This is a genomic window from Pantoea sp. GbtcB22 (genome assembly GCF_019091025.1).
Classification (GTDB): Bacteria; Pseudomonadota; Gammaproteobacteria; order Enterobacterales; family Enterobacteriaceae; genus Pantoea; species Pantoea leporis.
In genome coordinates this window covers 307,041-319,366 of sequence record NZ_JAGXKB010000004.1, presented here as the reverse complement: position 1 = coordinate 319,366, position 12,326 = coordinate 307,041, and the positions used below count along the sequence as shown (strand labels likewise).

Annotated in this window: 10 protein-coding genes and 2 tRNA genes; all 12 read left to right on the top strand. The window is 53.1% G+C overall.

The genetic code is table 11. The features are described 5' to 3' along the window. Nucleotides 1–59: 59 nt before the first annotated feature. The 12 genes from folP to pnp all read left to right on the top strand — a co-directional run bounded on the left by folP (nucleotide 60) and on the right by pnp (nucleotide 12,206). A complete protein-coding gene (gene folP / locus KVT28_RS15785; RefSeq protein ID WP_101762254.1) occupies nucleotides 60–893 on the top strand; it encodes a dihydropteroate synthase in 834 nt (277 codons plus the stop codon). 3 nt (nucleotides 894–896) lie between these two features. Next, a complete protein-coding gene (gene glmM, locus KVT28_RS15780; protein ID WP_101762253.1) occupies nucleotides 897–2,231 on the top strand; it encodes a phosphoglucosamine mutase in 1,335 nt (444 codons plus the stop codon). A 214-nt stretch (nucleotides 2,232–2,445) separates the two neighbouring features. Continuing rightward, complete coding sequence (gene secG / locus KVT28_RS15775) at nucleotides 2,446–2,781, top strand: preprotein translocase subunit SecG (protein ID WP_101762252.1); 336 nt, start codon at nucleotides 2,446–2,448, stop codon at nucleotides 2,779–2,781. A 49-nt stretch (nucleotides 2,782–2,830) separates the two neighbouring features. Next, nucleotides 2,831–2,917 (top strand) — tRNA-Leu (locus KVT28_RS15770). A gap of 59 nt (nucleotides 2,918–2,976) precedes the next feature. Then, nucleotides 2,977–3,053, top strand: a tRNA-Met gene (locus tag KVT28_RS15765). Between the two features lie 212 nt (nucleotides 3,054–3,265). Further along, complete coding sequence (gene rimP, locus KVT28_RS15760) at nucleotides 3,266–3,718, top strand: ribosome maturation factor RimP (protein ID WP_137386838.1); 453 nt, start codon at nucleotides 3,266–3,268, stop codon at nucleotides 3,716–3,718. Between the two features lie 24 nt (nucleotides 3,719–3,742). Beyond that, the gene (nusA, locus tag KVT28_RS15755) at nucleotides 3,743–5,230 is read left to right on the top strand and encodes a transcription termination factor NusA (RefSeq protein ID WP_101762251.1); all 1,488 of its coding nucleotides are present in this window, start codon (nucleotides 3,743–3,745) and stop codon (nucleotides 5,228–5,230) included. Nucleotides 5,231–5,247: 17 nt separating this feature from the next. Then, on the top strand, nucleotides 5,248–7,938 hold the full coding sequence (gene infB / locus KVT28_RS15750; protein WP_064737725.1) for a translation initiation factor IF-2: 2,691 nt from the start codon (nucleotides 5,248–5,250) through the stop codon (nucleotides 7,936–7,938). A gap of 65 nt (nucleotides 7,939–8,003) precedes the next feature. After that, nucleotides 8,004–8,411: a 30S ribosome-binding factor RbfA gene (gene rbfA / locus KVT28_RS15745; RefSeq protein ID WP_101762250.1), complete on the top strand. Its 408-nt coding sequence runs from the start codon at nucleotides 8,004–8,006 to the stop codon at nucleotides 8,409–8,411. Next, nucleotides 8,411–9,355, top strand: coding sequence for a tRNA pseudouridine(55) synthase TruB (truB, locus tag KVT28_RS15740; protein WP_101762249.1), 945 nt, complete (start codon nucleotides 8,411–8,413; stop codon nucleotides 9,353–9,355). Before rbfA ends, truB begins: the two co-directional genes overlap by 1 nt. A gap of 133 nt (nucleotides 9,356–9,488) precedes the next feature. Continuing rightward, complete coding sequence (gene rpsO, locus KVT28_RS15735; RefSeq protein WP_036620269.1) at nucleotides 9,489–9,758, top strand: 30S ribosomal protein S15; 270 nt, start codon at nucleotides 9,489–9,491, stop codon at nucleotides 9,756–9,758. A 309-nt stretch (nucleotides 9,759–10,067) separates the two neighbouring features. After that, complete coding sequence (gene pnp / locus KVT28_RS15730; protein WP_101762248.1) at nucleotides 10,068–12,206, top strand: polyribonucleotide nucleotidyltransferase; 2,139 nt, start codon at nucleotides 10,068–10,070, stop codon at nucleotides 12,204–12,206. The last annotated feature ends 120 nt before the right edge of the window (nucleotides 12,207–12,326 follow it).

Here is a 12,326-nt window from a genome sequence, read left to right as displayed (position 1 = left end):
GGCCAGTCCGGGGTTTTTTACATTCCGCGATTCAGTGATTCCTCAAGGAGATTCTCGCCATGAAGTTGTTCGCCCGTGATTCCCATCTCGATCTCTCTTTTCCCCATGTGATGGGTATTTTGAATGTCACGCCGGACTCTTTCTCTGATGGTGGAAGTCACAACACGCTGGTCGATGCGCTGACGCACACCAATGAAATGGTGAATGCCGGTGCCACCATTATTGATGTGGGCGGTGAATCAACGCGTCCGGGCGCTGATGAAGTTAGCGTGGAAGAGGAGCTGGCACGCGTTATTCCGGTGGTGGAAGCCATCGCGCAGCGTTTTGAGGTGTGGATTTCGGTCGATACTTCCAAGCCAGAAGTGATCCGTGAAGCGGCGCGAGTGGGTGCTCACATTATCAATGACATTCGTTCTTTGTCCGAACCGGGCGCGCTGGCGGCGGCGGCAGAAACAGGCTTGCCGGTGTGTCTGATGCATATGCAAGGAGAACCGCGCACCATGCAGCAGGCACCGGAATATAGCCACATCGTGAGCGAAGTGGACGCTTACTTCGCTGCACAGATTGCGCGATGTGAAGCCGCCGGCATCAAAAAAGATAATCTGATGCTCGATCCTGGCTTCGGTTTCGGTAAGAATCTCAGCCACAACTATGAACTGCTGGCCAACCTCAGCCATTTCCACCACTACGGCTTACCGCTGTTGGTAGGAATGTCACGCAAGTCGATGGTTGGGCAGTTGCTAAATGTCGGTCCGGCCCAGCGTCTGACCGGAAGCCTCAGCTGTGCGGTGATTGCCGCCATGCAAGGGGCGCAAATTATTCGCGTACATGATGTGAAAGAGACTGTCGAAGCGATGCGCGTCGTCGAAGCGACACGGAGAGCAAAAGGATAAAGCATGAGTAATCGTAAATATTTCGGTACAGATGGGATTCGCGGCAAAGTCGGTGAAGCACCGATTACCCCTGATTTTGTCCTCAAATTGGGCTGGGCGGCCGGTAAGGTGCTGGCGCGCCAGGGGTCACGCAAAGTATTGATTGGTAAAGATACGCGTATTTCAGGCTATATGCTGGAATCGGCACTGGAAGCGGGTCTGGCGGCGGCGGGATTGTCGGCGGCTTTCACCGGCCCGATGCCGACCCCTGCAATTGCATATCTGACCCGTACTTTCCGCGCGGAAGCGGGCATTGTGATTTCAGCTTCTCACAATCCCTTTGACGACAATGGCATTAAATTCTTCTCGGCTGAAGGTACCAAGCTGCCGGACGAAGTTGAAGAAGCCATCGAACTGGAGATGGAAAAGCCGATCACCTGCGTGGAGTCGGCTGAACTGGGCCGCGCCAGTCGCATTGTCGATGCTGCTGGTCGTTACATCGAGTTCTGCAAAGGGACTTTCCCAAGCGAGCTGAGCCTGAATGGGCTGAAGATTGTGGTTGATTGCGCGAATGGCGCGACGTATCACATTGCGCCTAACGTGCTGCGCGAGCTGGGTGCGAATGTGATTGCTATCGGCGTGCAGCCGGATGGCATGAACATCAACAAAGATTGCGGTGCGACCGATTTGCGTTTGCTGCAGCATCGCGTATTGGAAGAGAAGGCCGATCTCGGACTGGCGTACGACGGTGATGGCGACCGCATCATGATGGTTGACCATTTAGGTCACAAAGTCGATGGCGATCAAATTCTCTACATCATTGCGCGTGAAGGGCTGCGTCAGGGCCAGCTGCGCGGTGGCGTGGTGGGCACGTTAATGAGCAACATGGGTCTGGAACTGGCGCTGAAACAGCTGGGTATTCCGTTTACCCGTGCGAAAGTGGGCGACCGCTATGTGCTGGAAAAAATGCAGGAGAAGGGCTGGCGTCTAGGAGCGGAAAACTCCGGTCACGTCATTCTGCTGGACAAAACCACTACCGGCGACGGCATCGTGGCAAGTTTGCAAGTGCTTACTGCAATCGTACGTAACCATATGACGCTACATGACCTGTGCAGCGGCATGAAAATGCTGCCACAGATTTTGGTCAATGTGCGCTTCGCTGGCGAGCACGATCCGCTGGAAAGCGAAAGCGTGAAAGCTGTCACTGCGGAAGCTGAAAAAACGCTGGCGGGACGCGGTCGTGTGTTGCTGCGCAAATCCGGCACTGAACCCCTGATTCGTGTGATGGTGGAAGGTGAAGATGAGGCGCAGGTCAGTGCGCTGGCGCATAAAATCGCGGATGCAGTAAAAGCGGTGTAAGTTTTCAGGCGGGGAGTTTTTAAACTTTCCGCCTGCAAAATCACCGGGATGGTGCTTTTTTCCGCAATCGAAAGCGATGGTGAAAATTGCACTTGCAGAGGTATGTGCCTTTGGTTAGTATTCACACCCGCTTCTGATGGGTGATGACGAGACTCCCCATCGATATTGGTTGAAGCTTTAACTGTGCAGATACGCGCAAGGAAACAGGTTGATTATGTACGAAGCTCTGTTAGTTGTTTTCCTTATTGTAGCGATTGGCCTCGTGGGTTTGATCATGCTGCAGCAAGGCAAAGGCGCTGATATGGGAGCCTCATTCGGTGCAGGCGCTTCTGGTACGCTGTTTGGTTCAAATGGGTCTGGCAACTTTATGACTCGTATGACCGCGGTACTGGCTACGCTGTTCTTCATCATCAGCCTGGTTCTGGGTAACCTGAACAGTAATAAAACAGCCAAAGGTAGCGAGTGGGATAACCTCACTGCGCCGGCGCAGTCTGAACAGCAGACTCAGCCAGCTAAACCGGCAACACCGGGCAATGATATCCCGCATTAAGATCGTCAACGCTGTAGTGCGATAAAACAACGTCGCAGTCTAGTGATGTACCGAGGTGGTGAAATTGGTAGACACGCTACCTTGAGGTGGTAGTGCTCGAAAGGGCTTACGGGTTCAAGTCCCGTCCTCGGTACCAAATCTCAGTTTAACTTGCATTTTTTGCAAGGTCGGCGTATTATTCGCCACGTTTTCGGACGCGGGGTGGAGCAGCCTGGTAGCTCGTCGGGCTCATAACCCGAAGGTCGTCGGTTCAAATCCGGCCCCCGCAACCACTTTCCCTTAGAGTTCTTTTTCAAATATACTGTATGCATCGACGGACGCAATCTCAGTGATTTTTGAAAAAAATTCTTTTGGATTGTGCTCCGAAGCCGCTATGCGGCGTACAGGGTCCAGTCACAAAAAGCCCCGAATATTCGGGGTTTTTTGTTATCAGGAAATCGAAACACTGGGCTATAGGCCCTTTTTTTATGTCTTGGGGGTGGGCTTGTCCACATTAGAGCAAAAATTGACAGAGTTGATCTCTGCTCCAGTAGAAGCGCTTGGCTACGAATTAGTCGGTATTGAGTTTATTCGTGGTCGCACATCAACCCTGCGCATCTATATTGATAGTGAAGAGGGTATCAATGTTGATGATTGCGCCGATGTTAGCCACCAGGTTAGCGCAGTAATGGATGTGGAAGATCCAATTACCGTGGCTTACAACCTTGAAGTTTCCTCGCCGGGTCTCGAACGTCCTCTTTTCACTGCTGAACACTATGCACGTTTTGTCGGTGACGAGGTGAGCCTGGTACTACGCATGGCCGTACAAAACCGCCGTAAATGGCAGGGTATCATCAAGTCTGTTGAAGGCGAGATGATCACGGTGACCGTTGAGGGTAACGATGAAGTGTTCGCGCTGAGCAACATTCAGAAAGCGAACCTGGTCCCCCACTTTTAAAAGTCCGGATTGAGGCTAACCAGGATGAACAAAGAGATCTTAGCTGTAGTAGAAGCCGTTTCTAACGAAAAAGCCCTGCCGCGTGAGAAAATCTTCGAAGCGCTGGAGAGCGCTTTGGCCACTGCGACCAAAAAGAAGTATGAGCAAGAGATCGAAGTGCGTGTCAGCATCGATCGCCGCAGCGGCGATTTCGACACCTTTCGTCGCTGGCAGATTGTAGAAGAAGTCACGCAGCCGACTCGCGAGATCACGCTGGATGCAGCCCGTTATGAAGACGAAGCGTTCAATCTGGGCGAATTTGTCGAAGATCAGATTGAATCTGTCACCTTCGACCGTATCACCACCCAAACTGCTAAGCAGGTTATCGTACAAAAAGTACGTGAAGCTGAGCGCGCAATGGTGGTTGATCAGTTCCGTCAGCACGAAGGCGAAATCATCACCGGCGTGGTGAAGAAAGTGAACCGTGACAACATTTCACTGGACCTCGGCAGCAATGCTGAAGCGGTGATTTTGCGTGAAGACATGCTGCCGCGTGAAAACTTCCGTCCAGGTGACCGTATCCGCGGTGTGCTGTATGCCGTTCGCCCTGAAGCGCGTGGCGCGCAGCTGTTCGTCACCCGTTCTAAACCAGAAATGCTGATCGAGTTGTTCCGCATTGAGGTGCCAGAAATTGGCGAAGAAGTTATCGAGATCAAAGCGGCAGCGCGCGATCCGGGTTCACGCGCCAAAATCGCGGTGAAGACCAACGATAAACGTATTGATCCAGTGGGCGCTTGCGTCGGTATGCGCGGTGCGCGTGTCCAGGCGGTTTCGAGCGAGCTGGGTGGCGAGCGTATCGACATTGTGCTGTGGGACGACAACCCGGCGCAGTTCGTTATCAACGCTATGGCGCCAGCCGATGTGGCGTCAATTGTGGTGGATGAAGATAATCACACCATGGATATCGCTGTTGAAGCCGGCAATCTGGCTCAGGCGATCGGCCGTAACGGCCAAAACGTGCGTCTGGCTTCCCAACTGAGCGGTTGGGAACTAAACGTGATGACCGTCGATGATCTGCAGGCTAAGCACCAAGCTGAAGCCCATGCAGCGATCGATATGTTCACCAAACATCTCGACATCGACGAAGAGTTCGCCACCATTCTGGTGGAAGAGGGCTTCTCTTCGCTGGAAGAATTGGCTTATGTGCCAATCAACGAGCTGCTGGAAATCGACGGCCTCGATGAAGAGACCATTGAAGCCCTGCGTGAACGAGCAAAAAATGCGTTAACCACCCTGGCATTAGCGAAAGAAGAGAGCCTTGGTAATCAGGAGCCCGCTGAGGATCTTCTGAATCTTGAGGGCTTGGATCGTGCGCTGGCGTATCGCCTGGCGTCGAAAGGCGTTTGCACGCTGGAAGATCTCGCTGAGCAAGGTGTTGACGATCTGACAGATATTGAAGGGCTGGATGACGAGAAAGCCGGTGCGCTGATTATGGCTGCACGTAATATCTGCTGGTTCGGCGATGACGCGTAATAACAGGAAGGAACAGCATGACAGATGTAACCGTAAAATCGCTGGCCGCCGAAATTCAGACCCCGGTCGATCGCCTGGTACAGCAATTTGCTGATGCAGGGATTCGTAAGTCTGAAAACGATGCGGTATCCCAGCAAGAGAAAGAAACCTTACTGTCTCACCTGAATCGTGAGCACGGTCAGACCGGTTCAAGCAAGCTGACTTTGCAGCGCAAGACGCGCAGCACCTTGAATATTCCCGTCACCGGGGGTAAAAGTAAGTCGGTACAAATCGAAGTCCGCAAAAAGCGCACATACGTGAAAGGCGATGCAGAGTCTGAGCAAGCTCAGGCAGAAGCGGAAGCCGAGGCGCAGCGTGAAGCGGAAGAGCAGGCGCGTCGCGAGGCGGAAGAACAAGCCCGTCGCGAAGCTGAACAGAAAGCGCAACGTGAAGCCGAAGACAAAGCCAAGCGCGAAGCCGCTGACAAGGCTAAACGTGAAGCAGCGGAAAAAGAGAAATTGACTAATCAACCTACCGATGTAGTAGCCAAGGCTGCGCAATCTGATAAAGCCCGTCGTGAAGCAGAAGCTGCCGAACTGAAACGTAAAGCAGAAGAAGAAGCACGCCGTAAGCTGGAAGAAGATGCGCGCCGCGTGGCTGAAGAAGCCCGCCGCCTGGCTGAAGAGAAAGGCGCTGAATGGGCAAAACCTGAAGAAGAGGATAAAGGCGATTATCACGTCACTACCTCTACTCACGCCCGCCAGGCAGAAGACGAGAACGATCGCCAGGTAGAAGCTGGCCGTGCACGTGCCCGCACCACCAAAGCGGCTCGTCCGGTTAAGAAAGGCAACAAGCACTCTGAAGCTAAAACCGATCGCGAAGAAGCGCGTGCTCAGGTGCGTGGCGGCAAAGGCGGTAAGCATCGTAAGCCAAGCACCCTGCAGCAGGGCTTTAACAAGCCAGCTCAGGCGGTTAACCGCGATGTTGTAATCGGTGAAACCATCACCGTTGCTGAACTGGCTAACAAAATGGCGATCAAAGGTTCTCTGGTCGTTAAAGCGATGATGAAGATGGGCGCCATGGCGACCATCAACCAGGTTATCGATCAAGAAACCGCTCAGATGGTTGCGGAAGAGATGGGTCACAAAGTGATCCTGCGCCGTGAGAATGAGCTGGAAGAAGCGGTAATGGACGATCGTGACACCGATGCTGCGCAGGAAAGCCGTGCGCCAGTCGTCACCATCATGGGTCATGTTGACCACGGTAAAACCTCGCTGCTTGACTACATTCGTTCAACGAAAGTGGCATCAGGCGAAGCGGGCGGTATTACCCAGCATATTGGTGCTTACCACGTTGAAACTGACAACGGTATGATCACCTTCCTCGATACCCCTGGACACGCCGCGTTTACCGCAATGCGTGCTCGTGGTGCGCAGGCCACGGATATCGTTATCCTGGTTGTGGCTGCTGACGATGGCGTGATGCCTCAGACCGTTGAAGCTATCCAGCATGCGAAAGCAGCCGGTGTGCCAGTGGTTGTTGCGGTTAACAAAATTGATAAGCCAGATGCTGATCCAGACCGCGTTAAGAACGAACTGACCCAATACGGAATTCTTCCGGAAGAGTGGGGCGGTGAGAACATGTTCGTTAACGTCTCTGCGAAAGCCGGTACCGGTATCGACGACCTGCTGAATGCGATTCTGCTGCAAGCTGAAGTTCTGGAACTGTCTGCTATCCGTGAAGGTATGGCCAGCGGCGTAGTGATTGAATCGTTCCTCGACAAAGGTCGTGGCCCGGTTGCTACCGTGCTGGTACGTGAAGGAACGCTGAATAAAGGCGATATCGTACTGTGCGGCTTCGAATATGGCCGTGTACGTGCGATGCGTGACGAACTGGGTCGTGAAGTACTGGAAGCGGGTCCATCCATTCCAGTCGAAATCCTCGGTCTGTCCGGTGTGCCGGCTGCGGGTGATGAAGCGACTGTAGTACGTGATGAGAAGAAAGCGCGTGAAGTTGCACTGTATCGTCAGGGCAAATTCCGCGAAGTTAAGCTGGCGCGTCAGCAGAAGTCTAAGTTGGAGAACATGTTCGCCAACATGACTGAAGGCGAAGTGTCTGAGCTGAACATCGTGCTGAAATCTGACGTACAGGGTTCTGTTGAAGCCATCTCTGATTCGCTGCTCAAACTCTCTACCGACGAAGTGAAAGTACGCATTATCGGTTCAGGCGTGGGTGGTATCACCGAAACCGACGCCACGCTGGCTGCAGCATCCAACGCCATCATTCTCGGCTTCAACGTGCGTGCTGATGCATCTGCTCGCCGCGTGATTGACGCTGAAAACGTTGACCTGCGTTATTACTCCGTCATCTATAATCTGATCGACGAAGTGAAAGCTGCGATGAGCGGTATGCTGGCTCCAGAGTTCAAACAGCAGATTATCGGTCTGGCTGCGGTACGTGACGTGTTCAAATCACCGAAGTTTGGTGCCATCGCGGGCTGTATGGTCACTGAAGGTATCATCAAACGTCACAACCCAATCCGTGTACTGCGTGACAACGTGGTTATCTATGAAGGCGAACTGGAATCACTGCGTCGCTTCAAAGATGACGTTAACGAAGTTCGTAACGGCATGGAATGTGGTATTGGCGTGAAGAACTATAACGACGTTCGCGTTGGCGATATGATCGAAGTGTTCGAAGTGATTGAAATTAAACGCACCATCGATTGATCATCATTTGATGTGTTGCAATTTGGGAGGCCTCTGGCCTCCCGAATTATTTGGGAGAAAGAATAATGGCAAAAGAATTTGGCCGCCAACAGCGCGTTTCTCAGGAGTTGCAGAAAGAGATCGCAATTATCCTGCAGCGCGAAATTAAAGATCCACGTCTCGGTATGATGGTGACGGTTTCGGGCGTCGAAGTGTCGCGCGATCTTGCCTATGCCAAGGTGTTTGTGACCTTTTTGAATGATAAAGATGAAGAAGCAGTGCAAAACGGCCTGAAGGCGCTGAAAGAAGCCTCTGGCTATATCCGCACGCTGGTAGGTAAAGCGATGCGCCTGCGCATCGTGCCGGAGCTAACCTTCTTCTACGACAACTCGCTGATCGAAGGTATGCGCATGTCGAACCTGGTCAGCAACGTTATTAAGAGCGATGTTGAGCGTCGTGGCGATAGCCCGGCGGAAGATGACAAGGAGGACTAATGAGTCGTCCTCGTCGTCGCGGTCGCGACGTCCACGGTGTGTTTCTGCTGGATAAGCACCAAGGCGCATCTTCCAATGATGTGCTGCAGAAAGTAAAACGTCTGTTCAACGCGAACAAAGCGGGCCACACCGGCGCCCTCGATCCCCTGGCGACCGGCATGCTGCCGATTTGCCTCGGCGAAGCCACCAAGTTTTCGCAGTATCTGCTCGATTCGGACAAGCGTTATCGCGTCATTGCTCGCCTGGGTGAACGCACCGATACGTCTGATGCCGACGGTAATATTGTTGAGACGCGTGCAATTACTTTTGATCAGGCGGCACTGAATGCAGCGCTGGACTATTTTCGTGGCGACACCATGCAGGTGCCGACCATGTTCTCCGCGCTGAAGTATCAGGGACGCAAGCTATACGAGTACGCACGTGAAGGCATAACTGTGCCGCGTGAAGCGCGCCCGATCAAAGTGTTTGAGCTGCAGTTTATTCGCTGGGAAGGTGATGAACTGGAGCTGGAGATTCACGTCTCTAAAGGCACTTACATCCGCACTATCATCGACGATCTCGGTGAACGGCTTGGCTGCGGTGCGCACGTTATCATGCTGCGTCGTCTGCAGGTGGCGCGTTATCCGATCGAAAGAATGGTGACGCTGGAGCAGCTGCAGGAAGTGGCGGCCACCGTCAACATGGCGGAAACGCCGGATTACAGTGCGCTCGATGCGTTATTGCTGCCGATGGATAGTCCGGCAGAAGAGTTCCCGATGGTGAATTTGCTGCCTACGGTGGCGGCTTATTTCAAACAAGGTATGCCGGTTCAGGTGGCGGATGCGCCGGAACAGGGATTGGTGCGCGTGACGGAAGGTGATGAGCAAAAATTCATTGGTATGGCCGAAATCGCCGACGATGGACGCGTGGCGCCGCGTCGTCTGGTGGTAGAATTTCCTGCGTAATCAAGCCTCTCGGATTTGACCTAACGGCGCATTTGCGTTGCTATCAGGCGAAGAGTAGAATGGCGCGGCTTTAAAAGCGGGCTGCTGAATTAGAGATCGGCACCCATACATTCATTACCTAACGGAGTTTATTATGTCTCTAAGCGTAGAAGCTAAAGCAGAGATCGTTGCTAAATACGGTCGTGGTACCAACGACAGCGGTTCAACTGAAGTTCAGGTTGCTCTGCTGACTGCTCAGATTAACCACCTGCAGGGTCACTTCTCTGAGCACAAGAAAGATCACCACAGCCGTCGCGGTCTGCTGCGCATGGTATCTCAGCGTCGTAAGCTGCTGGACTACCTGAAGCGTAAAGACGTTGCTCGCTACACCGGTCTGATCGAAAGCCTGGGTCTGCGTCGCTAAGTCTGAAGAATCTGATCAAGGATGTAGCGCATGCACCATGCAAAAAAACGCATCTGATGATCAGATTTGTGCGAGTTTCGCGAAAAGGGGGCCTTTATGGCCCCTTTTTTCGAGCAATCCGCAGCAATCCGGACCAAACTCATGTATTGTTGCAGAGAGTGATCTTTGCTTGCAGAGGTTCGCGCGGCTAATGAGAGGCTTTACCGCATGGGCGGTTAAGGTTGTCATTAGTCGCGAGGATGCAACTGAAGATCGGTAATCCCCGGCGCGCCAGAATGGGCTGCGCCTCTGAATTTAAGGACTTAAATTTTGCTGAACCCGATCGTACGCAAATTCCAATATGGTCAGCATACCGTCACGCTGGAAACCGGCATGATGGCGCGCCAGGCTACCGCTGCAGTAATGGTGAGCATGGATGACACTGCTGTATTCGTTACCGTTGTTGGCCAGAAAAAAACTAAACCAGGTCAGGATTTCTTCCCGCTGACGGTTAACTATCAGGAGCGTACTTACGCTGCTGGTCGTATCCCGGGTAGCTTCTTCCGTCGTGAAGGCCGTCCAAGCGAAGGCGAAACCCTGATCTCACGCCTGATTGACCGTCCAGTTCGTCCGCTGTTCCCGGAAGGCTTCATTAACGAAGTCCAGGTTATTGCGACCGTTGTTTCCGTTAACCCTCAGGTTAACCCAGACATCGTTGCGATGATCGGCGCATCTGCTGCGCTGGCTCTGTCAGGTCTGCCGTTCAATGGCCCAATCGGCGCAGCGCGCGTGGGCTATATCAACGATCAGTACGTACTGAACCCAACTGCTGATGAAATCAACGAATCACGTCTGAACCTGGTTGTTGCCGGTACCCAGAACGCGGTGCTGATGGTGGAATCAGAAGCTGACATCTTGACCGAAGAACAGATGCTGGGCGCTGTGGTATACGGCCACGACCAACAGCAGATCGTTATCGAAAACATCAATGCGCTGGTTGCCGAAGCGGGTAAACCACGTTGGGATTGGCAGCCACTGCCAACTAACGATGCACTGATCGCACGCGTTACTGCACTGGCAGAAGCGGGCATCAGCGACGCTTACCGCATCACTGATAAGCAAGAGCGTTACACTCAGGTTGGCGCAGTGAAAGACGCGACCATTGCTGCACTGCAGGCTGAAGATGAAACGCTTGATGCTGGCGATATCGCTGACATCGTGCACGATCTCGAGAAGAGTGTTGTTCGAAGCCGCATCATCCGTGGCGAACCGCGTATCGATGGCCGTGAGAAAGATATGATTCGTGGCCTGGATGTGCGCACTGGCGTACTGCCACGCACGCACGGATCTTCACTGTTTACACGTGGTGAAACGCAGGCGTTGGTTACCGCAACGCTGGGTACCGCACGTGATGCGCAGAATCTGGATGAGTTAATGGGCGAGCGTACCGATAGCTTCCTGTTCCACTACAACTTCCCTCCATACTGCGTGGGCGAAACCGGTATGGTTGGCTCACCGAAGCGTCGTGAAATTGGTCACGGTCGTCTGGCGAAGCGCGGCGTGCTGGCAGTAATGCCTAAGCAAGCTGATTTCCCCTACACCGTGCGTGTGGTTTCAGAGATCACAGAATCTAACGGTTCTTCTTCGATGGCTTCCGTGTGCGGTGCATCTCTGGCACTGATGGACGCTGGCGTACCGATCAAAGCTGCCGTAGCCGGTATTGCGATGGGTCTGGTTAAAGAAGCCGACAACTTTGTGGTTCTGTCTGACATCCTGGGTGACGAAGATCACCTCGGCGATATGGACTTTAAAGTAGCGGGTAGCCGCGATGGTATCACTGCGCTGCAGATGGATATCAAAATCGAAGGCATCACCCGCGAAATCATGCAGGTTGCTCTGAACCAAGCGAAGGGTGCGCGTCTGCACATTCTGAGCGTGATGGAACAGGCAATCAGCACGCCGCGTCAGGAAATTTCTGAGTTCGCGCCGCGCATTTACACCATCAAAATCAGTTCAGACAAGATCAAAGATGTCATCGGTAAAGGCGGCTCAGTGATCCGTGCGCTGACCGAAGAAACCGGCACCACCATCGAAATCGAAGATGACGGTACCGTGAAGATTGCTGCTACTGATGGCCTGAAAGCCAAAGAAGCCATTCGTCGTATCGAAGAGATCACTGCTGAGATCGAAGTTGGCCGCGTTTACTCTGGTAAAGTGACACGTATCGTTGATTTCGGTGCCTTCGTGGCAATCGGCGGCGGTAAAGAAGGTTTGGTGCACATCTCTCAGATCGCCGATAAGCGCGTAGAGAAAGTGACCGATTACCTGCAGATGGGCCAGGAAGTTCCAGTAAAAGTCATGGAAGTGGACCGTCAGGGCCGTGTACGCCTGAGCATCAAAGAAGCGACAGAGCAGAAACCAGCGGAAGAAGTTGCTACCGCTGCATCTGATGCATCTGACGCCGAGTAAGCGTTTACCGATTTACCTCTCCCTGCTTTGCGGGGAGAGGTGTTTAGATCATCGCGAGGGCGGGAATCCTTGTGCACAGCAGGAGGATGACAGGATGGTTGTCCCAATGTTTGTATTCGG